The following is a 26,588-nucleotide window of genomic DNA, read 5'->3' as shown; positions in this document are numbered from 1 at the left end:
TACCTTGTTATGCATGATAGATGCAAGGATGAGCTGGACATGCTGATTGTGTAACAATGTTCCCCATGACCGCTGTCTTCGCCGTGCTGTTCGCGGCCCTCTGCTTCGCCACGACGGGCACCGCCCAGGCGCTCGCAGACGTCGACGGCTCGGCACTGTCGATCGGCGCGGCCCGCGTGCTCGTCGGCGGCGGTCTCCTCGGGGCCATCGCGCTCGTCGCGCTACTCAGGCGGGGACGCCAGCAGAGCTCGGATCGTGAGCGCCGCGACGGGGCTGTGCCGAGCTGGGTCATCGTCATCGTCGGGGCCCTCGGAGTTCTGGCCTATCAGCCGACCTTCTTCGCGGGAACCCGGCTCAACGGGGTCGCCGTCGGAACCGTCATCGCCCTGGGCTCCGCCCCCGTGTTCACGGGAGTACTCAACGCGGTCATCCGCCGCAGCCGACCGACATCACGATGGGCGGTGGCCACGGCCATCGCCTTGGTCGGCGTCGTTCTCGTGTCAGGGGTCGCGGGCAACGGGAGCGGACAGCAGATCGTTCCCGCAGGCATCCTGGCGTCGCTCGGCGCCGGCGCGTCGTATGCGGTCTACGCCATCGCGAGCAAGCTCCTCCTCGACAGGGGGTGGAGTACGTCGGCCTCGATGGGTGCCGTCTTCGGTGTCGCCGCGGTCTTCAGCGTGCCGGTGCTGCTCAGCACCTCGCTGGCGTGGATTGCGACGCCGTCGGGAATCGTGCTCGTGCTGTGGCTCGGCGTGGTCACCATCGTGGTCGCCTATCTCCTCTTCGGCTGGGGGCTCAAGCGCCTCGCCCCCACGACGGTCGCCTCCCTGACGCTGGCGGAACCGCTCGTCGCCACGCTGCTGGGCCTGATCGTTCTGCGCGAGACCCTTTCCGCCCCCGCCGTTGTCGGGCTCATCATCATGGCGGTGGGACTGACGATCCTCACGCTTCCCGCACGACGGAAAGGACTTCTCCGTGACACCGCGACGCCGTGACGAGCAGGTGGGGCCCACCACGGCCACGCAGCTGGCCGATGCGCTGCGCGCCCGCATCCTCGACGGAGAGGTCGCGCCGGGAGCCCCGCTGCGCGAAGAGGAGTTGGCCCTGCGGCACGGAGTCTCTCGGCACACGGTGCGCACAGCCCTCGCAGCCCTGGCGGCCGAGCGCATCGTCGAGGCCGCTGCCTATCGGGGCGCGCGCGTCGCCGCCCTCGACGACGCCTCGCTCATCGCGCTGCAACAGCTTCGAGGAGCTCTCGAGACAGAGGCCGTGCGGCTCACGACGGAGACCCACGGCAGCGCATGGCCCGACGAGGTGACCATGCCGATCGACGCGGCCGTCGACGATCTCGCCCGGGCCGAGGCATCCGGCGACTGGCCCGCGATCACGCGCGCCCACGCCCTGGTTCACCGCACGATTGTCGCCGCCGCGGGCAGTCCGCGCATCGCCGAGGCTCACCGGCTCCTCGAGTCGGAGATCCTCCTCCTGCTCGCGCACGTCCGGCCCGACTATCCCCCGGGTGCGCTCGCGCACGAGCACCGCGCCTACCTCGTCGACATTATGAGCTCGGGCGGCAGCGCGGTTCGCGCCCACCTCGACCACTCGACCGCACTCATTCGCGCGGCACGGTCGTCGCCCGATGCCGACTGACCGACCCGGCCACGTCAGCTCGCTGCGGTGTCGCCCGTCCACTGGGCGAGGGCGGCGATGAAGCCGCGCACGAGGCGGTCGAAGCTGCGGTCGACGTCGGCGGCCAAGGCGAACGAGCCGCTGGTCTCGAGTGAGACGAACCCGTGCAGCGTCGCGCGGAAGGCACGGATCGCGTCGATGGCGTCGTCTCCCTCGAGGTTGTAGGCGGCGAGCACATCGGCGATGAGCTGCACCGCCTCGAGCGACACGGCCTCGTCTTCGACGTCGCCGGGCGCCGGCATGAGATTGGATGCCTCGTACCGCGCCGGGTGGGCGCGCGCCCAGTCGCGATAGGCGTGAGACATCGACGAGATCGCGTCGGCGCCCGAACGGCCGACCGATGCGCGCGCCAGCACCCCGCCCAGGTCGCGCTTGGCGTGCACGGCCATGTCGCGCTGCAGGCCGGCCATGGAGTCGATGTGCTTGTAGAGAGAGGGTTGGCGCACTCCGAGCCTGTCGGCGAGGGCAGCGAGCGTGAGCTTCGCGAGCCCCACCTCGTCGGCCATCACGGCCGCCTCTTCGGCAACGCGGTCTCGGGTCAGGCCGGCCCTAGGCACGTGCTCGTCTATTCATGATCCAAGAGTGACCCGCAGGGCGGGCTAATGTCAATAGCTTTTCAGCTTTAGCTATTGACATTAGCCAAACGGAGATGCACAGTAGCTTCATGACTTCCACTTCCTCCTCTGCCTCTTCGCCCGTCACCCAGTTCGTCTCCCGCCCCGAAGGCCGCGTCGCCTACGACATCCAGGGCTCCGGCCCGCTCCTCGTCCTCGTTCCGGGAATGGGCGAGTTGCGCTCGTCGTACCGCCACCTCACCCCGTCGCTCGTCGCCGCCGGCTACACGGTCGCTACGACAGACCTCCGCGGCCACGGCGACAGCGACACCTCGTTCACGGCATACGGCGATGTCGCGACCGCGGGCGACATCCAGGCCCTCGTCACCGAGCTCGGCAGGCCGGCCGTGATCGTCGGCAATTCCCTGGCCGCCGGAGCGGCCGTGATCGTCGCGGCCGAGCATCCGGCCCAGGTCGACGGACTCGTGCTCGTGGGCCCGTTCGTGCGCAACCCGCCCGCGAACGCGCTCCTGCTCGGCGCGTTCAGGCTGATGATGAACCCGCTCTGGATCGCCGGGGTCTGGAAGGCCTACATGCCCACCCTCTACGCCGGACGCAAGCCCGACGACTTCACCGAGTACCGCGCGGCCGTCGTATCCAGCCTGAAGCGCAGCGCCTACGGCAAGGCCTTCTCCCTGACCACTCGGCAGACCGACCACGACCCCGCCGAGGCCAAGCTCGCATCGGTGGCGGCACCTACGCTGGTGATCATGGGCGAGAAGGATCCCGACTTCAAGAACCCCGCAGCCGAGGCCGCCTTCATCGGCGACGCGCTCGCAGCGAAGGTCGTGATGGTGCCGGAGGCCGGCCACTACCCCCAGGCCCAGCAGCCGAAGATCACCTCCGACGCGATCCTCGCCTTCCTGAAGGCGCTCCCCAGCGCCTGAGTCAGTCGCCGGAGGAGCAACGCGAGGTGGCGCTCATCAGCAGATCCTGCGGATGCTCCTGCGTTCCCGCGCGGAGCGTGAACAGCATCAGAGAGCGGTTCGCGAGGGTGAGCTCCACGGTGTCGGTCGATCCGACGGGCTCGAGGGTCGCGCTCCAGCCCTCCATCGAGCTGTACTTCGCCGACAGCTCGCGCGTCCAGCCTGTGAGATCGAAGCCGTCGGCGGTCACGATCGTGCGCTCGACGCTGATGAGCCGACCGGGCCCGCCATCCGGGCACGGATCGCTTCGTGTGGTCTCGTCGGCAGAGACGACGGCCGATGCAGGAAGCTGCTCCTGCAGATCGTCCATGCCGGTCGTCACCTCCGTCGTGACGTCGTCGACCGAGAGCGACCTCACCGACGATGAGACGATCAGGCCGGCAGCCACGATGGCCACGAGCAGAGCGACGCACACGATCGCGAGCACGACCGTGGGGCGTCGTCGAAGCGCTGTGAGCGGGCTCACGACTCGCGCTGGGAGTCGTCAACGGGCACCGTCTCGCCAGCCGGAACGTCGTCGTCGACGATGTTGTTCACTGCCCAGTCCGCGAGCGCGATGGCATGCGGCAGCAGGGTCTTGGCGGTCGGTGTGAGCTCGTATTCGACGCGGGGCGGCACCTCGGCGTAGGCCGTTCGAGTGACCAGGCCGTCTCTTCCGAGGTGCATCAGCGTGCGGGAGAGCATGCGCTGCGAGACGTCCGGGATGCGACGCTGCAGCTCCGTGAAGCGCAGGCGCTGGTCGTCGAGGGTCGCGATGACCAGCAGGGTCCACTTGTCGGCGATCCGGTCGAGCAGAGACCGGATGGCCCGCCCTTGATCGCCGCGGATCAGGCAGACGTTCTCGTAGTCCGACACCCTCGACCTCTCCACCGTTACACACGTGTGCCTTTTGTAGGGCTCTATTGAAGCGCCCATACTGGCGATGCTTACCAAGCGTAACCATGAGAGAGGGCCGCCATGCTGATCGCCTATTGGATCGGCGGCCGATGATGCAGTGGGTCGACGACATGCCCCTCGGCGCGGTTCGCGCCATCGGCCTGGTCGAGGTGCTGGGAGCGATCGGGCTCGTCGTGCCGCCGCTCGTCGGCATCCTGCCGTGGCTGAGCCTCGCCGCGGCCGTCGGGCTGTTCGCCGTGCAGCTCGGAGCCGCCGTGGTCCACCTTCGCCGACACGACACGATCTGGATGAACCTCGCACTGGCCGTGGCGGCGGCGATCGTGGCGTGGCTCTCGACCATCTGGCTGTGATGTCGCGTTTACAGCAGCGTCGTCAGCACTCCGCCGTCGGCGCGGAGGGCCGCTCCGTTCGTCGCCGACGAGCGCGGGCTCGCCAGGTAGGCGGCGAGGCGGGCGATCTCATCGGCGTCGATGAAGCGCTCGAGCAGAGAGGTGTGGTTCGCACCGATGATCGCCGCCTTCAGCTGCTCAGTCGGCAACCCCTGAGCCTGCGCGATGCTCTCCACGGTCGCCGCGACCCCGTCGGAGTAGGTCGGGCCGCCGAGGATCGTATTGACCGTCACAGCTGTGCCGCGGGTCAGTTTGGCCAGGCCGTTGCCCAGAGCGATCGTGGCCGCCTTGGTCACGCCGTAGTGCACCATGTCGGCGGGCACATTCACGCCCGATTCGCTCGAGATGAACAGGATGCGACCCCACCCCTCGGCGAGCATGTGCGGAAGCAGGGCCCGCGACAGACGCACCCCGCTCATCAGGTTGACGTCGAGGTAGCGCGACCAGTCGGCATCCGTGACGTCGGCGAAGGGCGTCACGTCGAAGAGGCCCACATTGTTGATCAGGATGTCGACACGACCGATCGACTCGATCAGTCGCTGCACGTCGGCAACGTCTGAGAAGTCGGCGGCGATCCCCGTGACGAGGGCACCGGAGACCTCGCGGCCCAGTTTTCGCACCGATGCGTCCACCCGTGCGTCATCCCGACCGTTGATCACGACCTCGGCGCCCTCCTGGAGCAGGGCCTTCGCGATGGCATATCCGATGCCCTGGGTCGAGCCGCTGACGAAGGCGCGTTTGTCGGCGAGTTGCAGATCCATGGGGGTTTTGTCCTCTTTTTACTTGACTGGGTAAGTAAAAGGTAGATGAATTAACTTGACTGAGCAACTAAAGAGGTAGCGTGGGAACATGAACGACGAGTCCGACGCATCACCTCTCACCGGCGACGATCTGGCGACGTGGGCGGCGCTCGCAACCGTTCTGGAGTGGCTGCCGCCCGCACTCGATGCCGGGCTCGCGCGCGACGTCGACCTCACCCACTTCGAGTACGGCATCCTCTACGCACTGGCCACGTCGCCCGAGCGAACCCTTCGCATGAGCGTGCTCGCGGGCTACGCGAACAGTTCGCTCTCGCGGCTGTCGCGAGCGGCCACCCGCCTCGAAGGGCGCGGATGGATCAGCCGCACGCGCGACCCCGCCGACGGGCGATCGACGCTTGCGCTGCTGACCGCACAGGGTCTCGAGGTGTTCGAGCGCGCGACTCCCCTGCACGAGCGGAATGTCAGAGCGCTCGTGCTCGACCCCCTCACCAGCGCTCAGAAGCAGCAGCTGCGCGCGATCAGCGAGCGCATCCAGCGCGCCATCCGCGAGAACGGTGGGTGGGCGCCGCGGTAGCCGCCGTCGTCCAGGCTCGAACGGGCGGAGGAGAGGATCTCCGTCGCGAATAGCGCGTCGGATCGACGAATCTCCGCCCGTTCACCTTGCCCGCGCGAATAATGGAGCACACCATCACTCCCGACGAACGATGAGGACTCGACCATGGCCACCGTGCACGAACTGCTCGACGCGAATCTCTTCGGCGTCTTCAACAACCGCGACGCCGCGGATCGCAGACGCGTGATCGACGAGACCTACACAGACGATGTCGAGTTCACCGATCCCGAGGGCACCGCCGTCGGGCGCGATGCGCTCGACGAGAAGGCGGGCGACCTGCTCGCCACGGCGCCCGCCGACTTCGAGTTCGTGACCGACGGCATCCACTACGAGTCTGCCGAGACCGGCGCCCTGCCGTGGGCCTTCGGCCCGGCGGGCTCACCGGTCGTGCGCGGCCTCGACATCGTCACCGTGCGCGACGGACGCATCAGCGGCCTTCGCACCCTGCTCGTCGAGATCACTGAGCCCGAATGACCGCGCAGCGCTCAAACGGGAGGAGCTGAGCGCATCCGTCGCGAATAGCGCGTCGATGTGACGAATCTCCTCCCGTTCGCCTCGCTCGGGCCAAGATTCAGCGCAGGATGCCTCGGGTGCGGGCCGCCGAGACGGCCGCGGTGCGCGAGCTCACGCCCAGCTTCGTGAAGATGTGGGCGAGGTGCGACTTGACCGTGGTCTCGCTCACGAAGAGATCGCCGGCGACCTCGGTGTTAGAGCGGCCGGAAGCCACGAGCTCGAGAACCTCGATCTCCCGAGAGCTCAGGCTCGCCTGGGGCGCCCGCATGCGGCTCAGCAGGCGCGACGCGATCACCGGGGCGAGGGCACTCTCGCCCGCGGCAGCCGCTCTCACGGCGGCGATGAGCTCGTGCGGCGGCGCATCCTTGAGCAGGTACCCACTGGCGCCGGCCTCGACGGCACCCAGGATGTCGGCATCGGAGTCGTAGTTCGTGAGCACCAGCACGTAGGGTGCAGCGTCGAGGGCCCGGATGCGACGGGTCGCGTCGGCGCCCGTGGCCCGCGACCGGGCGCCGAACTGCAGATCCATAAGAACGACATCCGGGTTTTTGTGCACGGTCGCGGCGACAGCCTCGTCGGGAGTCGCCGCCTCGGCCACGACCTCGATGTCGTCTTCGAGGCCGAAGAGCGCGATCAGGCCCGCGCGCACGATGGGATGGTCGTCGGCGACGACGATCCTTATCACGAGGCGTTCTCGAGGGCGAGTTCGACCGCGAGCGTCGTGCCGCTCCCGGGCGATGAGTCCACAGTCAACACACCGCCGAGCTGGCCGACGCGTTCCCTGGCCGCCTGCAGGCCGAACGAATCGGACCGGCCGCCCCGCGCATCCGGAACCCGCCCCGGGTCGAAGCCCGTGCCGTCGTCGACGATGCTGAACCGCAGGCGACGATCCTGCACCTCGAGGGCGATAGTGGCGGCCGTGGCGTTGGCGTGCTGGATGATGTTCGCCACCGCGCCCTGGGCGATGCGTAGAAGCCCGGTCTGCAGGTGCATCGGAAGCGGGGCGCCATCGGAGACGCGCACGGTCACCTGCAGGCCCTGCGTCAGCCACGGGCCCGACGCGAGTCGACGAAGCGCCCCGCCGAGGCCGTTGTCGTCGAGCTGCGGAGGCGTCAGTTCGCTGATGAAGCGTCGGGCGTCGGCCAGGTTGTCGGCCGCGGTCTCGCGGGCGAGCCGGATGTGCTCCACGCCCGGTCGCTCGGGGTCGGCCCGTTCGGCGGCGTGCAGCAGCATCTGGATGCTCGACAGGCCCTGGGCGAGGGTGTCGTGGATCTCGCGGGCGAGCCGGGCGCGTTCGGCGAGCACACCCGACTCGTGTTCCGTGGCGGCGAGCTGTCCGCGGGTCGCCAGGAGCTCCTGAACCAGGGCCTCGCGCTGCTGCGCCTCCCGGGCGAGGGCCTGGTATCCGAGGCCGATGAGCAGGGCGACACCGGCGCCCACGATCGGGCCGACGACTCCGCCGACGCTCCACCCGCCATGGATGCCCAGGGCGCAGATCGCGACGACGGTCGCGATCACGATCGCCCCGGAACCCCACCACCGCCCGAGCAGATGCAGAAAGAGGAAGAACATCGGGAAGACGAGATAGGCGGCCTCGGGCGTCAACCACAGCAGGGCGATCCATTCGACGGTCAGCGCGGCGAGCCACGCCAGCGCGGGCGGTCGGCCTCGACCGCGCGCGATCCTGGCCACGAACCCCCCGGCCGCGTAGGTGGCGATCAGCAGAATCGCCAGCGCGACGACCGCGGCGCTCGCAGCGGTCGGAACCGCGATCGCGCGCACGACGACCAGCCCCGCGAGTGCGACGAAGAGCGCATGAAGACCGGTGCGCAGACCCACGAAAACGGGGGTGAGCGCGGTGTGGGCCATGAATCGAACTCTACGCGTCGGCCCGGCCGCCGCATCGTCCGAAAGGACGACTCCCCCGCCCGCCGATCGGTCGCGTGCGGCCGTGCGTCAGACGGATGCCACGGCGCCGGTCCCAGGGAAAAGTGAGAGAGGTCACCGCACCGGTGGCACGAAAGGACACTCCATGTTCGTCGCCCTCCGCGACCTGCGCTTCGCCCGGGGCCGGTTCATTCTGATCGGCTCGGTCGTGGCCCTCATCACCATCCTCGTCGGGTTCCTCAGCGGCCTCACCGGAGGGCTCGCCACCCAGAACATCTCGGCGATCCTCCAGCTCCCTGGCGACCGCATCGTCTTCTCGAGCAGCGCCGGCGAGAGCCCGAGCTATACCGACTCGGCGATCACGAGGCAGCAGGCCGAGGCCTGGGCCTCGACTGCCGGTGTCACCTCTGTGCTGCCGATCGGCATCAGTCAGACCCGTGCCGAGGCGGGCGACAGCCGGACGGCGATCGCCGTCTTCGGGGTGCAGCCCGGTTCCGATATGCAGCCCGGTTTTGCCCGGAATGCGCCGACCCGCAGCGGCGTCGTCAGCCTGTCGGCGCCGGCCGCGAAGCAACTCGGGGTCGGCGCGGGCGACACCGTGACGATCGGCAGCACGGACTACGCCGTCGAGACCGTCGGCGGCGACGCCTGGTACAGCCACACCCCCGTCGTCTGGATGACCCTTACCGACTGGCAGGCCTACGCGGCGGCCACCGGCAGCCCCGACAGCTACGCGACCGTGCTCGCCGCATCCGGAACGCCCGACTGGGCCGCCGCCGACACGGCCACCGCGACCGTCTCGGAGAGCATCGTCGGTTCACTCACCGCGCTGAGCGCGTTCCGCTCGGAGATCGGGTCGCTGCTGCTCATGGTGGCGATGCTCTTCGGCATCTCCGGGCTCGTGATCGGCGCGTTCTTCACCGTCTGGACCATGCAGCGGCAGGGCGACATCGCCGTTCTCAAGGCGCTCGGAGCCAGCACGCGATCTCTGCGAACGGATGCGTTGGGCCAGGCCCTCATCGTTCTGGTCGCGGGCATCGCGGTCGGCCTCGGCATCGTCACCGCGCTCGGGCTGCTCGCGGGCTCCGCGCTCCCGTTCCTCCTGAGCCCCGTGACCACCGTGCTGCCCGGGGCGATCATGATCGTTCTCGGCCTCGCCGGGGCCGCCTTCGCGCTCCGCTCCATCACCTCCGCAGACCCCCTCACCGCCCTAGGGAGCACCCGATGATCCGCCTGAACGACGTCACCCTCACCTTTCCCGACGGCGAGAGCCGCATCACCGCGATCGACCATGTGTCACTCGTCGCGCATCCGGGCACCGTCACCGGCATCACGGGGCCCAGCGGCTCGGGCAAGTCGAGCCTGCTCGCCGTCGCGGCCACGCTCATCCGGCCCGACTCGGGCGAGGTGCTCATCGACGGAATCGACGCGGGTCGGCTGAGCGCCGCCGAGGCGACCGAGCTGCGCCGCGAGAAGATCGGCATCGTCTTCCAGCAGTCCAACCTGATCCCGTCGCTCACCGCGCTGGAGCAGCTCGTTGTTATGAACGAACTCGGCGGCCGCGGCACGCGGGCCGCGCGCCGGAGCCGCGCCGTCGCATCCGGTCGCGCAGCGACGCTTCTGGATGCCGTCGGCCTGGCCGACCAGCGGCACAAGCGGCCCCACCAGCTGTCGGGCGGGCAACGGCAGAGGGTGAACATCGCCCGCGCCCTGATGAACGACCCGGCCGTTCTGCTGGTCGACGAGCCGACGAGCGCGCTCGACCAGGAGCGGGGCGCCGGCATCATCGAGCTCATTCTGCGGCTCACGGACGAGCTCGACACGAGCACCCTGCTCGTCACGCACGACCTCGTGCACCTGCCCCGGATGCACGGGGTGCTGCGCCTGGTCGACGGCGCACTGGTCGAGGCGCATGCGGCGGCGGTCCCGGCGTAACTCGGGCGCGAGATGCAGCAAACGGCCCTTCCTCGCTTGGGAGAAGGGCCGTTTGCTGCACCTCAGCGGTCTACTTCGCGGGCGCGTCGACCTCCAGCTCGGCGAAGTCGTCGACTCCGGCGGCGGCGGCCTCGCGGCGGCGCGCGCGCAGCGACGGGGCGACGAGCGCGGCGAGGATCGCGAGCACTCCGACCCCGGCGGATGCCCAGAAGCCGATCGTGAACGCCTCGTCGGTCGGGGCGCCCTGGGCGGTCACGTTCGACGAGAGCAGGGCGGCGATGACCGCGGTTCCGATGCTGCTTCCGATCGTGCGGATGACCGTGTTCGCGCTGATCGCCTCGCTCGTCTGGGCGGCGGGAACGCTCTCGACGATCGCATTCGAGGTGGCCGCGAGCGCCATGCCGATGCCGATTCCGGTGAGAATGCCGGAGACCAGGATCTGCCACTCCTCAGCGTGACCGAGCGCGGGGATGATGAAGGCCACCGCCACGGCGACCCCGCCGATGAGCATGGGAATCTTCGGGCCGATCTTGCGGATCAGGATGCCGGCGGCGACGCCGGACAGCACCATCGCGACGACGGTCGGCAGCAGGTAGAGCCCCGACTCGCTGACCGACTTGCCGAAACCGTAGCCGAGCGCGCTGGGCAGCTGCAGAAGGGTCGGAACGAGGATGAACGTGCCGAACATCGCGAAGCCGAACGCGAGCGCCACGATGTGGGCCGTCCACACTCCGCGGTGCTGGAACAGGCGCATGTCGATCAGCGGCTCCTTCACCCGCAGCTCGACGAACACGAAGACCACGAGCGCGACGGCACCGAGAACGAGCAGGCCCACGGTCTTGCCGTCGCCCCAGCCCCACTTCTGGCCCTCGCCGATGGCGAGCAGCAGGGCGACGAGACCGACAGACAGGATGCCGGTGCCCACCAGGTCGAGACGGCCCGGTGTGCGCCGGGTCGATTCCGGGATGCCGAAGATCGCGCCGAGAAGGGCGATCGCGACGAGGATGGCCGGCAGCCAGAACAACCAGTGCCACGAGAGGCCCTCGACGATGGGGCCGGCCGCGACGATGCCGACGCCCGCGCCGATGCCGAAGATGGCCGAGAGCAGACCGATCGTCACGCTGACGCGCTCGCGCGGCAGCTCGTCGCGCACGATGCCGATCGAGAGCGGCATCACCGCGCCGGCCGCGCCCTGCAGCACGCGGGCCACGATCAGCACACCGAGGTTCGGGGCCAGAGCGGCGAGCACGGTGCCGACGAGAAGGAGCGCCAGCACGACGATGATGACCTTGCGCTTGCCGACCATGTCGCCGAGGCGACCGAGGATGGGCGTGAGCACCGAGGCGGAGAGCAGGTAGGCCGTGAGAACCCAGCTCGCATCAGAGGTGGCGACGCCGAGGTCGGAGCCGATGGTGCCGAGCGCCGGCGCGACGAGCGACTGCAGCACGGCGAACGAGAGCCCGCCCAGCGATAGGAACAGCACGATCGCGATCGACCGCGATCCGGGGGTCTTGGATGCCGCGCCCGACTGTGCGCGGACGGACCCCGTCGATGGGCCCTGGGTGGTGACGGACATGACTCTCCTCGATGTAAGCATTTGCTGACTTGACGAGTATTCACCACTGGATGATCTCTGTCAACAATCGTTTACTTGCAACTGCGGCCGCCGCTACAGTGGACGAAGGAGTTGATACATGAGCAACGAGACACAGGCGTCGACAGCCGACCTCGGCGAGGCCCCCGCGGCAGCAGACGGAGAGCTGATCCGCTCCGGGCGCGACGCCACAGCAACGCGGCGAGCCCTGGTGCGCGCCGCCCGCCGACGGTTCGCGACAGACGGCTACCGCGCGACGACCGTGAGGCAGATCGCCTCCGACGTGGGCGTGAACGTCGCCCTGATCAACCGCTACTTCGTCTCGAAGGAGGGGCTGTTCGAGGCCTGCATGCTGCGCACCTCCGACGAGCTCGAGACGCAGGCCTCCACCCCGTCGAAGAGCATCGAGGAGGTCATCGAGCGCCTCATCGAACACGTCGTCAACGCGCCCGACAGCGACGACCCGCTGCAGCTGCTTCTCCTCCTGCGCTCCTCGGGAGACGAGAACGCCGATCTCATCCGCCGCAGAACACTCGAGCACTTCACCCGCCGACTCGCCGCCGCCGCCGGCTGGAGATCCGACACCCCGGAGAGCGAGGCCATCCTGCTGCGCGCCCAGCTGGCGATCGCGACCTCACTCGGCGTGGTGATGCTGCGCACCTCGGCCGCCGTTCAGCCCGTCGCTTCCGCGAGCGGCGACGAGCTGAACGAGCCCCTGCGGCAGATCTTCCGCGTGCTGCTCGGCCGATCAGGGCAATAGGTACCCGTGCGGACAGCAGTTACCGGCGCACCGGCAACTGCTGTCCGCAACGGGAACTACTGGCCCGCAGCCCCCGGGCGACGGCGGAAGGTGAGCACTCCGGCGCCCGCCAGCAGGGCCAGCAGCGCCGTGGCGAACATCCCTCCGGGGGCTGTTCCCGTTCGCGGCAGTTGGCCCGGTGCTCCGGATGCGCCGGTCGCCGAGTCTGACGCCGTGGGCGCCGCGGCCCCGGTCGGCGTGGGTGTCGGCTCGGAGGTCGGCCCGGGTGTCGGTTCTGGGCCGACGACCGCGCTCACTGTGAGTTCCGCCTCCGCCGTGACGACCTGCCCGGCCGCATTGGAGAAGACCGCACGGTAACGGGAGCCGTTCTGGGTGCCCGTGACGGCATCCAGCTCGAGAATCGCCGCCGCGGGAGCGACCGCGAGCGCTGACGACGTCGCAGCCTCAGCCGATGGCACGTCGACCCACTCGGTCTCCCCCGCAGCCAGCACCTGCCATGCGGCTTCGGGTGCGGGATAGCCCGACGCCGTCGCCTCGAAGCGTACGGACTCGCCGACCGTCGCCGACGCGGCCGCCGGCTGCGTGAGCACGACGGGCGCCAGCGGAGTGATCGGCGGAGCCTCCTGCCCCGCGAAGTAGACCGGGGTGAAGGTCTCGAGGCCCGCGTCGCGCTGGCCGTGGGCTCCGATCGTGAGCACGCCGCAGCGAACGCTGCCGTCGAGGCAGTCGACCTGCTCCGATCCTGCGGTGAACCGTGCGGCGGTCACGAGGCCGTCGACCGTGAACGAGCCGTTCGACTCGAAGAGCGCGTTCGCGGCGCCGGCCGTGCCCGCTCCGGGCCACGCGATGAAGCGCTGGTTCTCCTCGCCGTCGATGTACGCGTAGCCGCTGCCGTGCGTTCCACCCTCCGACGGGAAGGTCTCGACGTAGCCGAAGAGAACGTAGAGCCCCGACTTGTTCGTGCCCTTCGTGAAGTTCGAACCCGAGACGCCGAGAACCGCGGAACCGTCGGCCGCGAGCTCCACCGCGGGCGACACGGTCGTGAACGCGCCGGCGGCGTTGGGCGCTCCGCTTATCGATCCGTCGGGGTGCACGATGGGCGCCACGACCTTCAGCTCGACAGGCTCCGAAGCCAGGGCGCCGTGGTCGTTCGTCGCCACGGCCCGGATGCGGACGGTCGCCCGCGCATCCGGAATCGCAAGCCGGGTGCCGGTCGCCGGCTGGCCGTCGACGACCACCGGCTGCCAGACCGAGCCGACCTCCTGCTCCCAGGTGACGACCGGTTCGGGATTGCCCGAGACCAGCACCTGGAACACGGCCTCATCGCCCGGCTCGACCGAGAGGCCGACGGGCTGCTGCACGAACGCGGGCGCAGACAGCACCGTGACCGTTGCGGGTTCGGATGCGACGCTGCCGGCCGCCGAGGTGACGACGGCCCTGTAGACGGTTCCGTCGTCGGTGGGAGAGACAGAACGTTCGAGAGAGGCCGCGGTCGCGCCCTCGATGTCGGCGAACGCGGTCTGGCCGACGGGCTTGGACTGCCAGCGCACGGTCGGCTCAGGCGTTCCGACCGTCTCGACCGAGAAGCGCGCCGTGGTCGCTCCCGTTGCCGTGTCGACGACGACGGACGCGGGCTGGGAGGTGATCTCGGGAACGGTTCCTGCGAACGAGTACCGCTGGATGCCGCCGAGGCCGTCGGCCGTGCGGATCTGCAGGTAGAGCGCGCCGTCGGGCCCGATCGTGAGCGCCTGCGGGTAGTACCCGTTGATCAGCGGCAGCTCCTGGGTGCCCACGAGCGTGCCGTCACGGAACGCGAGGAGACGCTTGGCCGAGAGGTTCGTGGCGAGGGTGAGTCCGGTGGCCGGGTCGCCGACGACCGTGGGCGATGTGTAGACGTTGCCCCCGACATCCAGCGTGAACTCGTCGCCGGCCAGGACTGCACCGTCGACGAGGGACACCGGGCGGAAGATGCCGAGCCCCGTGGTCAGCAGCACCGACCCGTCTGCCGCCACCGACGCGTGTCCGTAGCCCATGCCGTAGGGGTCGTCGACGGGTTCTGCTCCGTCGATCGCCTCGATGCGGATGCCGTCGGCCGAGCCGGTCGCGCCGGTCACGATGTGGAATGCGGGGATCGGAGTGGCGGTGACATCCGACCAGTCCTCGGGGCCGGTGGAGACCGAACCGCCACCGGCGAGCACCGCGCTGCCGTCGGGAAGGAACGCGAGATTGGGGGCGAGGCCGGCCAGGCCGAACGGACTGGACACGTCGAGGCTGCCCTCGTACTGTGCGCGGAGGTCGGCAGGAATGTCCAGAGCAGACACGGCGCTCGTCCACCCCGAGGTCTCGGAACGGAAGACCGTGAACGAGCTCTGCGGATCGGTGAAACTGAAGACGCCGGAGACGACGTCCAACTCGCGGTTGACGGGATTCCAGGCGAACGAGGTGATCTCTGCGCTCCCGAACGCGACGGAGTCGGGGGGAAGATCGCCGATGGGCTCGGTGTCGAAGGCGAGGGTTCCGGGGTTCCATACCGATCGGTTGATGGTCACCGTGTCGGCACTCACCGACGGCCAGAAGACCGCGCCCGTCTCGGCGTCGAACGCGGTGCGGATCATCGCGACGCCACCGGTCTGCGGAATCACGAGTGCCTCCCCCCGCGGTTCGAGGGAGACGGGGTCGACTGCCATCAGCGAGTGCTGCTTGACGCCGACCTCGCCCGTCGCGCCCTGCACGATCACGACGGTCTGGCCGTCGGCGGTCGGATAGGCGACCCGAGTGTTCGACTCCTTCTTGTCGGACACCCACTGGGCACCTGCAGTGTAGAGCGGCGATCCCGGGCTGTCCCAGCGCTCCTCGAGGTCGGGTGCACCGCCCGGGCCGACGTAGTCGATCGTCACCGGGTCGAGCCGGGTTCCGGCGGGGTAGGTGACGAAGTCGGATGTCGCGGCACTCGGGATGGCCGGCCAGAGGGTGCGGGTATCGCTGGTCTCGAGCGCGACATCGGCGATGTCGAGGGTGGCGAGGTCGACACCCGTCTTCGTCTCGATGCCGGCGGCCGGATCCTCCTGCAGGCGCCCCGCCCAGTCGCCGCGCACGACCTGGCGGTCGGGGCCGATCTCGACAGAGAAGTTGCCGTAGCGCGTGTCGAGCAGGCAGTAGTCGCTGCAGTACCCCTCGAAGTGCACGCTTCCGGCGAAGGTGAGCGTGGTCGTCTGGGTAGCCGAGTCGTAGCTGCCCGAGGTGAGCGGGAACGAGAAGAGGCCGTCGGCGGTGCGAGCGGCCCCGTCTTCGACCTTTGTGGCGTCGGCGCCAATGTACTTGCGCCACGACTCCTTGATGCCCCACGTCATGGTGCCCTCGGTGATCGAGACGGCGGTGGGCGAGGTATCAGCCGCATTCACCGTTGCGGCGGCGTTCGCAGCCGCGTTCGCGGCCGTCGGAACCACGAGGCCCGACAGGAGGGCGGCGGCGGCCGTCGCGGTAAGGAGGAGAGAGCGGAACGGGTGCGTGGTTCGGGTCGGAATGGTTGTCACGATCGCACTTCTTTTGGGTCGAGGGCACACGAATGCGCAGAGGAGAGCAGGGAGAGGGAATGGCAGCCGAATATGGGCGAAGCCGACGCGTCCCCGGCGGTGCTGGCCGCCGGGGACGCTGATTATCAGGAGAAAGCGATGTCGGCGGAGACCGACGGGAACGACCCGCTCGAGTGGTTGTCGGTCACAACAACGCGGCACGACGTGGTGCCGCAGTTGAAGGTGGCCGGCTGGCCTGGGATCACAAGAAAGTGCGCGTTGGTCAGGGTGCGCTTGACGGTTCCGGACTGCGTGACGGTTCCCCCTGTTCCCGTGAACTCCGAGCCGATGTACTGGCAGGCGGGAGCAATGGCAGGAGTACCGACATTGGCGTCGGAGCACAGGCCGACGCGGTAGGTGTGCCCCGCCTCGGTGCCGTTCACGGTGACAGTCGTGGTGTAGCCCGAGGCAGGACCGGTGTTCGGAGACACCGTGACGCTCGAAATGGCCGAGGCGGACAAAGGAGCTGCCAGGGCGATCCCGGCGGCCGCGACCAGAGCCGCGAGCGACCCGATGACCCGGCGACGACGGCCTGTGGCGACGCGAGGATGAGTGAGAATTGACATGGTTGTCGACCTTTCACGGTGTGACAAAGCACTGCTGCCTCGTCTGAACGGACCGCGCGCACCATCTGGCGAGCGCGACTCGAGGGGCTGCAGGGCTGCCGGGGTGAGGGATCCTTCACGACACTCACCCCGGCCCGCTCACACGGAACAGTCACCCCTCGAAGTTTGGTTAGGCTAACCTAAGCTCAAGGTAGTGCACACCGTGCGTCGGTGACAAGAGCGAACCCCGAGAACCCTCGCTCGCATCGTCACGCCGCTGGGTCCGCAGCCGGGCGGCGGGTCATGCTGCGCGCATCCGGCCGATAAAGCAAGGATCGGATCACGATCCGATCCGAGACCGCAGGCTGAACGAATCGGGGGCACCGCGCCGCCGGTCGAAGGAGACCAGCATGTACTTCCACGTTCAGGAATGGATCAGCGACATCGCCGAGGACGAGCCGGACCCTGCGGCCGCGAACGCCCTGCAAGAGGGTCTCGGTGGGCAGTTCGGCGAGATGCGCACCATGATGCAGTACCTGTTCCAGGCCATGAACTTCCGCGGTCCCGCCGCGAAGCCGTACCGCGACCTGATTCAGGGAGTCGGCACCGAGGAGATCAGCCACGTCGAGCTGATCGGCACCACGATCTCGCGGCTGCTGGATGGGGCGCCCGGATACAGCGGCAAGCTGACAGACCCCCTCGACACCCCGGGTGCGGGCGGCGCGACTCCCCTGAACATCGCCCTCGACCACGGCAACATCCACCACTATCTGGTGGGCGCTCAGGGCGCGCTTCCCGTCGACTCGGCCGGAAACCCCTGGTCGGGCAGCTACGTCTACAACTCGGGCAACCTCGTGCTCGACCTGCTCTACAACCTCATGCTCGAGTCGACGGGTCGCCTGCAGAAGACGCGCATCTACGAGATGACCGCCAACAAGACGGCGCGTTCGACCATCGCGTACCTGATCGTGCGCGACCAGGCCCACGAGAACGCCTATGCCAAGGCGCTCGAGACGCTCGGCATCGACTGGAAGAAGACGCTGCCGATTCCCAAGACGAACGCCGAGCAGTTCCCCGAGGTCAAGAAGCTCGTCGACCTCGGCCTGCAGAGCAAGCAGTTCACCTTCGACCTGAAGGGCGAGTCCGAGGCCGGCCGCATCTTCCAGGGGGCGTCGCCCTCGAACGACGGCACAGACCTCGACGGCAGCAAGCAGGCCCCGGTCGGCACGCCGTCGTTCATTGCACCCGAGCGCCTCGAGGAGTTCTCGCCCGGACTCGACCCCGAACTGCTCAAACTGATCCAGGCCACGGCAGAGCAGGAGCTTGCTGAGGTCAACGCCTTCTACGGTCCGACCGCGAAGTAGGCAGTTGGCTGACCCTTCAACAGGATGGATCGTCGACACTCCGATGTTCGTCATAAGACACACCGACGATGTCTCGATTCATCCTGTTGAACGGTTCGAGCGCGTCTTCGTACACTGACTCCGTGAGCACTGCACTCGACGACGGGCCCTTCTTCCACGGCACGAAGGCCGACCTTCGCGTCGGCGACCTGCTCACGGCGGGCTATCGCTCGAACTACCGCCCCGAGATCGTGATGAACCACATCTACTTCACGGCCCTGCAGAACGGGGCCGGCCTCGCGGCCGAGCTCGCCGCCGGAGACGGTGCCCCGCGCGTCTACGAGGTCGAGCCGACAGGCGAGTTCGAGAACGATCCGAACGTCACCGACAAGAAGTTCCCCGGCAACCCGACCCGCTCGTATCGCAGCACCGCACCGCTGCGGGTCGTCTCCGAGGTGCTCGACTGGCCCCGGCTGACGCCCGACGAGCTGCAGACCTGGCACGACCGCCTGGCCGTTCTCCGCGCCGACGAACGAGGCGAGATCATCAACTGACCGGCGCTCGCCCGTAGCATCAATCAGAACGGCGGAGTAGTCGCAAGCCAGGGGTTCGGTTCGCTGCGCTTCGCAGCGCGGCCCATGCGGATCGCAAAGACATAGACGACACCGGCGGCGAGGGACGTCGCCACACACGTCGGCCACCACAACCAGAACCCTCTCAGCACGATCGCGACCAGAAATGCAGTCACGGTCGCCGCGACGGCAATGAAGGCGCCTCCCATCCAGGACCGAGCCGTATCGGACATGGATGCCGGCAGGCGCCTCACCAACGGATCGGCGACGACGGCGATCGCGAAGAACAGCACGAACACACCGACACTCCCCATAGCCGCCAGTATCAAGACGAAACCCCAGAAGCCCAGGTCCCACGACGTCAACACGGCCGCATTCACATTGGCCGCGACAAAGAAGGCCAGCGCCGCCCCACCCGCGGTGATCAAAGCCACGACAATCGCGTTGGTCCACCTGTTGTTCATGCAGATACTCCGATGCGGTAGGCCGAGCAGCGAGTGACGACGGGCGGTTCACACGATAGCGGCAGCCAACTCAGCTCGCCGGGTACTCCCCCGCCTCGAGGTCTGCGAGCAGGCTCGGATGCGTCGGCTCCCACCCGTAGGTCTCCCGGGTCCACAGACTCGTGGCCGGCTGGTCCATCGCGAAGATCTCACCGAGCGGGCCGAACGTCTCGACCGACACCTGCTGCACAGGCAGATCGAGCTGAGCGCCGATGACCGTCGCGATCTCGCGCATGGAGTCGCCCTCGTCGCCGACCGCGTTCACCGAGGTGCCGGGCTCGCCCTTCTCGATCATCAGCCGGAACAGCGACGCGGCATCCCGACGGTGCACCGCCGGCCAGCGCTGCGTGCCGTCGCCGACATACGCCGACACCCCTGAGCGCCGTGCCGCGTCGATCAGGAGCCCTGCGAACCCGTAGGAGACGTACCGTTCGTGCACCGAGCGCGGCAGGCGCACGGCCGAGGTGCGCACGCCCTGCGACGCGAGATCCAGGATGCGGCGGGCATTGATTCCCCGGCCGCCGACCGGGCCGGTGGTCGACAGCGGGTCGTGCTCGGTCGCCATCCGGCCGTCGGAGAAGGTGGTGCCCGACACGATAGAGAACGGCTTGCCCGTGCCCACGAGCGCGGCACCGATGGTGTCCATCGCGAGGCCCTCCTCGGTGATGCTGCGCTCGAGGTCGGAGAAGTCGTTGCTGAAGGCCAGGTGGATCGAGCCGTCGGTCTCGGACGCGGCGGCCGTCAGCACGTCGAGATCGCCGAGCCCGCCGCGCACGGCCGTGCCGCCCGCCGCCTCGACTTTCGCAGCGGATGCCTCGGTGCGGGCGAGGCCCAGCACCTCGTGCCCGTGAGACACCAGCTCCTCGACGACGACCGATCCGATACCGCCCGATGCTCCGGTGACGAAGATGCGCATGACCTGCTCCTTTGTGATGGGATTCTTGTCTCATCACAGTAGCACCGTGATGGGACACTTGTCCCGTCGCTAGACTGTGCCTATGCCTCGTTGGGAACCGGACGCTCGTGAACGCTTCGTCGCCGCAGCCCTCGAGCTCTTCACCGACCAGGGCTACGACGAGACGACCGTCGCTCAGATCGCCGAACGCGCGGGCCTCACGAAGAGCACGTTCTTCAGGCATTTCAGCGACAAACGGGAGGTGCTGGCGGCCGGCCAGGAGACCCTCTCGCGCCTGCTCGCCGCCGGCGTCACCGCCGCTCCAGCCGGCGCGTCCCCGTTGGAGGCCGTCGCCGCCGGCCTCGACAACGCGTCCTCCGCCATGACTCCTTTCAACCGCGAGCTCGGCCCCCGCCTCGAGGCCGTCATCGCGACCAGCGGCGAGCTGCAGGAGCGCGCGGTGCTCAAGCGTGTCGGCATGGCCTCCGCGATCGCCGACGCCCTCCGCGACAGGGGTGTCGACGAGTCGTCGGCCTTCATGGCCGCAGAGCTCGGCGTGCTCGCCTTCAAGGTGGGCTTCGACGAATGGATCTCCGACGACAGCGAGCAGAGCCTGGGCGCGCTGACGTCGGCCGCGCTCCACCGCTTCAGGGTGGCGATGACGCAGCTCGACTGAATGACTGCACGTCATGCAGGCAACACCGTTCGTCGCGAATCACATCGGTGCGATCGTCTTCGATGTGATCGGAACCCTCGTCGACGAGGACGAAACGTGGGCCACGGTCTCTGCTCAGCTCGCGACGGAGGCCGGCCTCGGCGATTCGGCAGCGCTCAACGCGCGCTGGACCGAGCTGCTGAACGAGCGCACGAACGCCGTGATCTCGGGCGAGATGCCGTGGAAACCGCACGCCCGACTGGTGAGCGACACCGCAGACGAGGCAATCGTCAGCCTTGGCGGTAGAACGACGGCGGCGACCTCGGCGCTGGTGGAGTTCGTGGATCGGGAGTACCCGGCCTGGCCCGACGTCGCGGGGGCGACCGCCGCCCTGCGGCAGAACCGCCTCGTCGCGGGCGTGAGCAACGGCGACCTCGGCTCTCTTGCGCATCTCGCGAACACCAACTCGATCAGCTGGGACATCGCGCTGTCGACCGCGGCCGTTCAGACCTTCAAACCCGCGCCGGCTGCCTATCGCTACGCCATCGAACAGCTCGGAATCGACCCGCAACGGACCCTCTTCGTCGCAGCCCATCCGTGGGACCTGAGGGCCGCCGCATTGCACGGGTTCCGCACCGCCTACATCGCCCGACCGGGCGCAGAGCGACCCTCGAGCGATGATCGCTTCGACCTGGAGGCGGACGATCTGGCCGCACTGGTGCACCTCCTCGCCTGATCGCACGAGGCCGTGACGCCTCGACCGGCGCCGGGTCAGCCGGTCGCGTCGTCGTAGATGGCGAGCAGCCTGTCGAGGAATGCCTGCACGGTCGCGCGCTCCGTCGCATCCAGGCCCGCCACGAGATCTTCGACCCCGTCGATGATCGGAAGAACCAGCTCGTACGCGCGATCCGACGACGCGTCCGCGGCCGTGACGACCAGCTTGCGACCGTCACTCGGATGCCTGTCCCGGCGCACGTGGCCGGCGTCCTCGAGCCGGTTGAGCACCAGGGTCATCGCGGCCGTCGACGTGTCGAGCCGTCGAGCCAGCTCGGTCGGCGTGGCGGAGCCGATCGTGATGAGGTGGTCCATCACCTCGAGTCCGACGGGGTCGACGGCGAGCTCGCGCGCCAGGTAGCGCTCGAATTTCTGCTGCCGCACGGCCACCTGCTGCACGCGGGCCCGGATGTCGTCATCGAGCAGGGCGCGCCCGTCACGTCGCGCCACCTGACGATCCCGACGGTCGGCGCGACCGACGCCGGCGCCGGCGCTGGGCTCCTGCGATTCGTCGATTGACACAGGGCAAGAATACTCATGTAGATTGCTAATCTCATTGATAATCAAGATTCGAGGCAAAATGGGCACCACACGCGTCCTCATCTCCGGTGCGAGTATCGCCGGCCCCGCGCTGGCGTACTGGCTGAACCGCTACGGCTACGACACGACCATCATCGAGCGCGCACCGGAACTACGCACCGGCGGGCAGAACGTCGACGTGCGCGGCGCGGGCCGCGAGGTGTCGCGACGCATGGGCATCGAAGACGACATCCGCGAGGCGACCACCGGAGAGGTGGGCACGCGGTTCGTCGGCCGCAACGGCGTCACGAAGGCCGAGTTCCCCGTGGGAACCTCCGACTCCGGCGGCGCGACCGCCGAGCTCGAGATCCTGCGCGGCGACCTCGCCCAGCTGCTCGTCGCCCGCACAGCCGGCGACACCGACTACCGCTTCGGCGACCGCGTCACAGGCCTCGACGACTCCCCCGAGAACGGCGTCACCGTCTCGTTCGAGCACGCGTCCGACGAGCAGTTCGACTTCGTGATCGCTGCCGACGGCATCGGCTCGAGCACGCGCCGCCTCGTCTTCGGAGACGAGCCGACGATCCGCTCGCTCGGCCTCGAGACCTCCTACGCCACGATTCCGCGCACCGCCAGTGACGACGACTGGTGGCGCTGGTACAACGCGCCCGGCGGACGCTCGATCACCCTCAGACCGGATGCCCACGGCACGATCCGCGCGGCCCTCTCGTTCGTCACCGATCGCCACCGCGAGCGCGCCGGCTCGGAGCGCCGCTCGGTCGACGAGCAGCGTGCACTCCTGCGCGAGAAGTTCGGAGATGCGGGCTGGGAGGCGCGGCGTGTGCTCGACGGCATCGATGCGGCCGACGACCTCTATTTCGAATCGATCGGGCAGGTGCACGCCCCGCGGTGGACATCCGGTCGCATCGCCCTGGTGGGCGACGCCGCCTACTGCGCGTCACCCGTCAGCGGCATGGGAACGAGCCTGTCGCTCACGGGCGCCTACGTGCTCGCGGGCGAGCTGGCGGCACACGTGCACCACCGGGATGCGTTCCGCGCGTACGAGCGCATCATGCGACCCTACGTCGATCAGGCCCAGAGCCTGCCGCCGGGAACTCCGCGCCTCGCGAACCCGAAGTCCCGCGCGGGGGTCGCCCTGTTCGGCGTCGCGGTGCGCGTAGCGTCGACCCCGATCATCGGCAGGCTGGGCGACCGGTTCTTCACCCCGCCCGCCGACAAGATCGACCTGCCCGACTACGCGCACCTCGAGTAGTCGGCCCGAGGGCCGCACGACCGAAGTGCCCGCTACTGTCGAGGCAGCACCGCGCCGAGCTGCAGCGCAATCTCTTCGATGACCTCCGTGGTCGTCTTCGATGCGTTGATCGTGGCGGCCATGCTGATGAACATGATCGCTGACGCCACGTGCGCGAGCACCGCGGCACGCGCATCCGTTTCGACGACCCGCCGGAGAATCTCGGCGATCGCCTGCTCCGTCTGAACGGTCACCTCGAGAGCCGCCTTGTGATGGGGCTCCTCGGGGTCGCCGAAGACGATCTCGCGAAGGTAGGTGCGTCCGTTGTCGATCTGCTTGCGGTTGCATTCCACGACCGGTCGCACGACGCACATCACGGCCTTGAACGCATCCGGTTCGGCGGCGGCCGCATCGCGCCCCTCGGCCAGGGCGTCGGCGTAGCTCGCGTTCTGCACCAGCAGCAGCAGCTCGCCCTTGGTCTTGGCATAGAGGAACAGCGTTCCGGTGCCGATATCGGCCCGGTCGGCGATCTGCTGCGTCGTCACGTCGTCGACTCCGTGCTCGGCGAACAGCTCCCCGGCAGCCGCCGTGATGCGGGCGAGCTTGTCGAGCTTGTTGCGCTCACGGCGGCCGAGGGATGCGGCAGCGTCGGTCATGAGTGTCTTTCAGAAGTCGGTGGGCGGTTCATTCTTTCACGAGCCCGTCGACGGCCCTCGGGCTACGGGGCCAGGAACTCCACGGCGACGGGAGCGAACCGGTCGACGTACTGGAAGATACTTCCGTGCCCCGAGTTCGGATAGATGATCAGCTCGGAACCGGCGATGCGCCGATGCAGGTCCTCCGAGAGCACCGAGGGCACCATGCGGTCGTTGTCGCCGTTGGCGATGAGGGTCGGCTGGGTGATGATCGACAGGTCGACGGGAGCCGCTCGCCCCCAGCTCTTGATCGCCGTGAGCTGATTGCGGAACGCCGAAGTCGAGATGTTCGCGTCGCGGTCGACCGTGCGCTCCTTCAGGCGCTCGACGAACGCCTTCCCCGCACGCTTGCCCGCGGTATCGCGATTGAAGAACAAGAACTCCTTGGGGTCGGAGCGGGTGAGGGTGGCGCGCAGGATGTCACCGTAGGTCACCCCGGCGACCTTGTCCATGTCCTTGCCCCCGCGCGGGCCCGTTCCTGTGAGCACGAGTCTGCGCACGAGTTCGGGGTGCTTGACGACGAGCGCTTGGGCGACCATGCCGCCGAGAGAGAACGAGAAGACATCCACAGTGCCGAAGCCGAGTGCCGCGATGAAGGCGGCGGCATCGTCGGCCATGGCCTCGACCGTCTTGGGCGCCGCGCCCGTGGAACCCCCGACTCCCCGCTGGTCGAACGTGATCACGTGGCGGTTCCGTGCGATGGGATCGATGAGTCGCGGATCCCAGTTGTCGAGGGTGGCAGCGAGGTGAACGAAGAAGACGACGGGGATCCCGCCCTTCGGCCCGAGCTCGCGGTAGGCGAAGTCGATGCCCGCCGCCGAGACGGTCTTGGCGGGCGCTGTCGAGTACGACGTGATGAGGGGTTCGTTGCTGGCGCTGCTCATGGTGCTGCTCCTGATTCGTGAGGGTGGTGAAGCGATGGATGCCGATGGCCGGCCCGGCGGGTCGGCCTCGGTGAGTTCGGTCACGGGTTGCTGATCACGGCCTTGCCGCGGAAGCCTCCCCGGGCGAGCGACGCGAGGCCCTCGACCGTCTCGTCGAATGGGAAGACTCGGCCGACCACCGGAAGCAGCTCTCCGGCGTCGACGAGCGCGGCGATCTCGCGCAGCTGGTCGCCGCTGGCGCGCATGAACAAGAACTCGTAGTTCACGCCGAGCCGGCGGGCCCGCCGCCGCACCTTCGCACTGAGCGCCCTGACGGCGAGCCGCAGCACCGGGTTCAGTCCGGCCTTCTTCGCGAAAGCCGGTGTGGGTGGGCCCGCGATGCCCACTGCCGTTCCACCTGGCCTCAGAACGCGCAGTGACTTATCGAGATTCTCGCCACCGATGCCGTCGAGCACGAAGTCGAACCCGCTGAGCATCCGCTCGAAGCGCTCGGTGCGATAGTCGATCACCGTGTCGGCGCCGAGCTCTCGAACGAAGTCGGCGTTCGACGCACTGGCGGTCGTTGCGACGGTCGCCCCCAGGCGTTTGGCGAGCTGGATCGCGATGGAGCCCACTCCCCCGGCACCCGAATGGATGAGCACCTTCTGACCTGGCCGCACGTCGCCGATCTCCACGAGCGCCTGCCATGCGGTGAGGGCGACGAGCGGAAGAGATCCGGCCTCCTCCATCGTGATCGAGGCAGGCTTGAGGGCGACATCGGCTTCGGGAACGGCGATGCGCTCGGCGAAAGCGCCGATATGGTCGCCGCTGGGACGCGAATAGACCTCGTCACCCGGCCTGAACCCGCGCACGGCCTCCCCGACGCGAATCACCGTTCCGGCCACATCGTGACCGAGGGTGATCGGCAGTGTGTAGGGAAGAATCTGGGCGAACTCGCCGACGCGTATCTTCTCGTCGAGCTGATTGAGTCCGGCCGCCTGCACGCGAATGAGCACGTCGTGCTCGGTGACCACGGGCTCCGGCACCTCGCTCTCGGTGAGCGGGGTCTTGTATGTCGAGAGAGTGAAGGCCCTCATGATGGTGCTCCTGATGACTGCGGGGTAAGGAATAAGGAACGGCTCTTTTTCCGAGCCTACTCAATTATGAGTTCACTCACTTTGTTTGTCAACGTGCCCCTGTGCGACCACGGCCAGAATGGAGCCATGGCCATGGCGACGATCCACGACGACTTCGATAGCGGCGAGCTCGATCCCACCACCTGGGTCGACCACTACCTGCCGCAGTGGACGACGCCCGAGCGATCGGCCGCGCGCTACGACTGGCCGAGCGACGGCATCCGGCTGCGCATCGACGCGGATCAGCCCGCGTGGCGTGAGGCCGACGGGCCGATGCGGGTCAGCAACCTGCAGACGGGACCGTTCTCGGGCCCTACGGCGTGAGATGGTCGGGCGATGTCACCGAGTTCTCGGTCGACGGAGTCGTCGTGATGACCAGTGGCCAGCGATTGGCCTACGAGCAGCAGCTCATGATCGACCTGTTCGAGTTCCCGAACGGCGCCGAGCGCGCGCCGGAGAGCTACCCGAAGACCGCGCTGATCCACTCGGTACGAGCGACCTCCGCTACGTGACCGGCGCGGCGTGCGGCGCCCGGCCAGCCTCCGCGCAGTCGCGGCACCACCATCCGGTGAAGCGCTCGAGCATGACCAGTTCCTGCGGTTCACCGCAGGTGGGGCAGGGCGGGCTGGCTTCGACGCCGTCGGCATGCTCGGCTGCGCGCGGTGCGGTGTCATCCATGTGAGGAG

The 26,588-nt window shown here is 68.4% G+C and carries 32 protein-coding genes; 16 read left to right on the top strand and 16 right to left on the bottom strand.

Annotated elements, in window-relative coordinates; translation table 11 throughout:
* Positions 1–65 precede the first annotated feature (65 nt).
* On the top strand, positions 66–995 hold the full coding sequence (locus ASF51_RS17180) for a DMT family transporter (protein WP_055933582.1): 930 nt from the start codon (positions 66–68) through the stop codon (positions 993–995).
* Positions 976–1,650 (top strand): GntR family transcriptional regulator, encoded by a 675-nt coding sequence (locus ASF51_RS17175; protein ID WP_055932843.1) that lies wholly within the window; start codon positions 976–978, stop codon positions 1,648–1,650. Before ASF51_RS17180 ends, ASF51_RS17175 begins: the two co-directional genes overlap by 20 nt.
* A gap of 14 nt (positions 1,651–1,664) precedes the next feature.
* On the opposite strand, the gene ASF51_RS17170 is transcribed toward ASF51_RS17175, so the two are convergent.
* On the bottom strand, positions 1,665–2,246 hold the full coding sequence (locus tag ASF51_RS17170) for a TetR/AcrR family transcriptional regulator (RefSeq protein ID WP_055932840.1): 582 nt from the start codon (positions 2,244–2,246) through the stop codon (positions 1,665–1,667).
* 107 nt (positions 2,247–2,353) lie between these two features.
* On the opposite strand from ASF51_RS17170, the gene ASF51_RS17165 reads away from it, so the two are divergent.
* Complete coding sequence (locus tag ASF51_RS17165) at positions 2,354–3,190, top strand: alpha/beta fold hydrolase (protein WP_055932837.1); 837 nt, start codon at positions 2,354–2,356, stop codon at positions 3,188–3,190.
* Between the two features lies 1 nt (position 3,191).
* Here the strand turns inward: ASF51_RS17165 and ASF51_RS17160 are convergent, their stop codons facing one another.
* Entirely contained in the window at positions 3,192–3,695 is a 504-nt protein-coding gene (locus ASF51_RS17160) for a hypothetical protein (protein WP_055932834.1), read from the bottom strand.
* Positions 3,692–4,084, bottom strand: coding sequence for a helix-turn-helix domain-containing protein (locus ASF51_RS17155; protein WP_055932831.1), 393 nt, complete (start codon positions 4,082–4,084; stop codon positions 3,692–3,694). Before ASF51_RS17155 ends, ASF51_RS17160 begins: the two co-directional genes overlap by 4 nt.
* Positions 4,085–4,215: 131 nt before the next feature.
* Between ASF51_RS17155 and ASF51_RS17150 the strand changes: the two genes are divergently transcribed.
* On the top strand, positions 4,216–4,476 hold the full coding sequence (locus ASF51_RS17150; RefSeq protein ID WP_235497300.1) for a DoxX family protein: 261 nt from the start codon (positions 4,216–4,218) through the stop codon (positions 4,474–4,476).
* An 8-nt stretch (positions 4,477–4,484) separates the two neighbouring features.
* On the opposite strand, the gene ASF51_RS17145 is transcribed toward ASF51_RS17150, so the two are convergent.
* Positions 4,485–5,276 carry an SDR family NAD(P)-dependent oxidoreductase gene (locus ASF51_RS17145; RefSeq protein ID WP_055932825.1) on the bottom strand — a complete coding sequence of 264 codons (792 nt, stop codon included), beginning with the start codon at positions 5,274–5,276 and terminating at the stop codon, positions 4,485–4,487.
* A gap of 88 nt (positions 5,277–5,364) precedes the next feature.
* On the opposite strand from ASF51_RS17145, the gene ASF51_RS17140 reads away from it, so the two are divergent.
* Positions 5,365–5,850, top strand: coding sequence for a MarR family winged helix-turn-helix transcriptional regulator (locus ASF51_RS17140; protein WP_055932822.1), 486 nt, complete (start codon positions 5,365–5,367; stop codon positions 5,848–5,850).
* A gap of 144 nt (positions 5,851–5,994) precedes the next feature.
* Positions 5,995–6,363: a nuclear transport factor 2 family protein gene (locus tag ASF51_RS17135; protein WP_055932819.1), complete on the top strand. Its 369-nt coding sequence runs from the start codon at positions 5,995–5,997 to the stop codon at positions 6,361–6,363.
* A 97-nt stretch (positions 6,364–6,460) separates the two neighbouring features.
* Here ASF51_RS17135 and ASF51_RS17130 read toward each other — a convergent pair whose 3' ends face one another.
* Entirely contained in the window at positions 6,461–7,087 is a 627-nt protein-coding gene (locus ASF51_RS17130; protein WP_055932815.1) for a response regulator, read from the bottom strand.
* A complete protein-coding gene (locus ASF51_RS17125; RefSeq protein WP_055932812.1) occupies positions 7,084–8,271 on the bottom strand; it encodes a sensor histidine kinase in 1,188 nt (395 codons plus the stop codon). Before ASF51_RS17125 ends, ASF51_RS17130 begins: the two co-directional genes overlap by 4 nt.
* Positions 8,272–8,434: 163 nt before the next feature.
* Between ASF51_RS17125 and ASF51_RS17120 the strand changes: the two genes are divergently transcribed.
* Together ASF51_RS17120 and ASF51_RS17115 are read left to right on the top strand one after the other, a co-directional pair.
* Positions 8,435–9,517, top strand: coding sequence for an ABC transporter permease (locus ASF51_RS17120; protein WP_055932808.1), 1,083 nt, complete (start codon positions 8,435–8,437; stop codon positions 9,515–9,517).
* Complete coding sequence (locus ASF51_RS17115; protein WP_055932805.1) at positions 9,514–10,224, top strand: ABC transporter ATP-binding protein; 711 nt, start codon at positions 9,514–9,516, stop codon at positions 10,222–10,224. The genes ASF51_RS17120 and ASF51_RS17115 overlap by 4 nt, the downstream gene beginning before the upstream one ends.
* A gap of 70 nt (positions 10,225–10,294) precedes the next feature.
* Here ASF51_RS17115 and ASF51_RS17110 read toward each other — a convergent pair whose 3' ends face one another.
* Positions 10,295–11,800 (bottom strand): MFS transporter, encoded by a 1,506-nt coding sequence (locus ASF51_RS17110; protein ID WP_082480537.1) that lies wholly within the window; start codon positions 11,798–11,800, stop codon positions 10,295–10,297.
* A 118-nt stretch (positions 11,801–11,918) separates the two neighbouring features.
* On the opposite strand from ASF51_RS17110, the gene ASF51_RS17105 reads away from it, so the two are divergent.
* Entirely contained in the window at positions 11,919–12,578 is a 660-nt protein-coding gene (locus ASF51_RS17105) for a TetR/AcrR family transcriptional regulator (RefSeq protein WP_200926155.1), read from the top strand.
* Between the two features lie 56 nt (positions 12,579–12,634).
* Here ASF51_RS17105 and ASF51_RS17100 read toward each other — a convergent pair whose 3' ends face one another.
* Entirely contained in the window at positions 12,635–16,111 is a 3,477-nt protein-coding gene (locus ASF51_RS17100) for an HtaA domain-containing protein (protein ID WP_055932802.1), read from the bottom strand.
* 125 nt (positions 16,112–16,236) lie between these two features.
* Positions 16,237–16,716, bottom strand: coding sequence for a neocarzinostatin apoprotein domain-containing protein (locus ASF51_RS17095; protein WP_082480536.1), 480 nt, complete (start codon positions 16,714–16,716; stop codon positions 16,237–16,239).
* 389 nt (positions 16,717–17,105) lie between these two features.
* On the opposite strand from ASF51_RS17095, the gene ASF51_RS17090 reads away from it, so the two are divergent.
* Together ASF51_RS17090 and arr are read left to right on the top strand one after the other, a co-directional pair.
* Positions 17,106–18,059 (top strand): manganese catalase family protein, encoded by a 954-nt coding sequence (locus ASF51_RS17090; protein WP_055932796.1) that lies wholly within the window; start codon positions 17,106–17,108, stop codon positions 18,057–18,059.
* 122 nt (positions 18,060–18,181) lie between these two features.
* Entirely contained in the window at positions 18,182–18,592 is a 411-nt protein-coding gene (gene arr, locus ASF51_RS17085) for an NAD(+)--rifampin ADP-ribosyltransferase (protein WP_055933574.1), read from the top strand.
* A 23-nt stretch (positions 18,593–18,615) separates the two neighbouring features.
* Here arr and ASF51_RS17080 read toward each other — a convergent pair whose 3' ends face one another.
* Both ASF51_RS17080 and ASF51_RS17075 read right to left on the bottom strand, forming a co-directional pair.
* A complete protein-coding gene (locus ASF51_RS17080; RefSeq protein WP_055932793.1) occupies positions 18,616–19,074 on the bottom strand; it encodes a hypothetical protein in 459 nt (152 codons plus the stop codon).
* A 70-nt stretch (positions 19,075–19,144) separates the two neighbouring features.
* Complete coding sequence (locus ASF51_RS17075; protein ID WP_055932789.1) at positions 19,145–20,029, bottom strand: SDR family oxidoreductase; 885 nt, start codon at positions 20,027–20,029, stop codon at positions 19,145–19,147.
* An 82-nt stretch (positions 20,030–20,111) separates the two neighbouring features.
* Between ASF51_RS17075 and ASF51_RS17070 the strand changes: the two genes are divergently transcribed.
* Together ASF51_RS17070 and ASF51_RS17065 are read left to right on the top strand one after the other, a co-directional pair.
* Positions 20,112–20,684 (top strand): TetR/AcrR family transcriptional regulator, encoded by a 573-nt coding sequence (locus ASF51_RS17070; protein WP_055932786.1) that lies wholly within the window; start codon positions 20,112–20,114, stop codon positions 20,682–20,684.
* A gap of 13 nt (positions 20,685–20,697) precedes the next feature.
* The gene (locus tag ASF51_RS17065) at positions 20,698–21,399 is read left to right on the top strand and encodes an HAD-IA family hydrolase (RefSeq protein WP_055932783.1); all 702 of its coding nucleotides are present in this window, start codon (positions 20,698–20,700) and stop codon (positions 21,397–21,399) included.
* Between the two features lie 35 nt (positions 21,400–21,434).
* Here the strand turns inward: ASF51_RS17065 and ASF51_RS17060 are convergent, their stop codons facing one another.
* Positions 21,435–21,959 (bottom strand): MarR family winged helix-turn-helix transcriptional regulator, encoded by a 525-nt coding sequence (locus ASF51_RS17060; protein ID WP_235497299.1) that lies wholly within the window; start codon positions 21,957–21,959, stop codon positions 21,435–21,437.
* Between the two features lie 58 nt (positions 21,960–22,017).
* On the opposite strand from ASF51_RS17060, the gene ASF51_RS17055 reads away from it, so the two are divergent.
* Positions 22,018–23,229: an FAD-dependent monooxygenase gene (locus tag ASF51_RS17055; RefSeq protein WP_055932779.1), complete on the top strand. Its 1,212-nt coding sequence runs from the start codon at positions 22,018–22,020 to the stop codon at positions 23,227–23,229.
* A gap of 32 nt (positions 23,230–23,261) precedes the next feature.
* Here ASF51_RS17055 and ASF51_RS17050 read toward each other — a convergent pair whose 3' ends face one another.
* The 3 genes from ASF51_RS17050 to ASF51_RS17040 all read right to left on the bottom strand — a co-directional run bounded on the left by ASF51_RS17050 (position 23,262) and on the right by ASF51_RS17040 (position 25,863).
* A complete protein-coding gene (locus tag ASF51_RS17050) occupies positions 23,262–23,864 on the bottom strand; it encodes a TetR/AcrR family transcriptional regulator (RefSeq protein ID WP_055932776.1) in 603 nt (200 codons plus the stop codon).
* 62 nt (positions 23,865–23,926) lie between these two features.
* Positions 23,927–24,787, bottom strand: coding sequence for an alpha/beta fold hydrolase (locus ASF51_RS17045; protein WP_055932772.1), 861 nt, complete (start codon positions 24,785–24,787; stop codon positions 23,927–23,929).
* An 80-nt stretch (positions 24,788–24,867) separates the two neighbouring features.
* Positions 24,868–25,863, bottom strand: a complete 996-nt coding sequence (locus ASF51_RS17040) for an NADP-dependent oxidoreductase (protein ID WP_055932770.1) — start codon at positions 25,861–25,863, stop codon at positions 24,868–24,870.
* 126 nt (positions 25,864–25,989) lie between these two features.
* Here ASF51_RS17040 and ASF51_RS17035 point away from each other — a divergent pair, with 126 nt between their 5' ends.
* Complete coding sequence (locus ASF51_RS17035; protein ID WP_055932767.1) at positions 25,990–26,226, top strand: hypothetical protein; 237 nt, start codon at positions 25,990–25,992, stop codon at positions 26,224–26,226.
* Positions 26,223–26,414 carry a hypothetical protein gene (locus tag ASF51_RS17030; protein WP_055932764.1) on the top strand — a complete coding sequence of 64 codons (192 nt, stop codon included), beginning with the start codon at positions 26,223–26,225 and terminating at the stop codon, positions 26,412–26,414. The genes ASF51_RS17035 and ASF51_RS17030 overlap by 4 nt, the downstream gene beginning before the upstream one ends.
* Here ASF51_RS17030 and ASF51_RS19230 read toward each other — a convergent pair.
* A complete protein-coding gene (locus ASF51_RS19230) occupies positions 26,407–26,580 on the bottom strand; it encodes a hypothetical protein (protein WP_157412206.1) in 174 nt (57 codons plus the stop codon). The two genes, ASF51_RS17030 and ASF51_RS19230, sit on opposite strands and share 8 nt — an antisense overlap.
* Between the last annotated feature and the right edge of the window lie 8 nt (positions 26,581–26,588).

This window comes from Agreia sp. Leaf283 (genome assembly GCF_001422485.1).
GTDB lineage: Bacteria > Actinomycetota > Actinomycetes > Actinomycetales > Microbacteriaceae > Agreia.
This window is presented reverse-complemented; position numbering and strand designations above follow the sequence as displayed.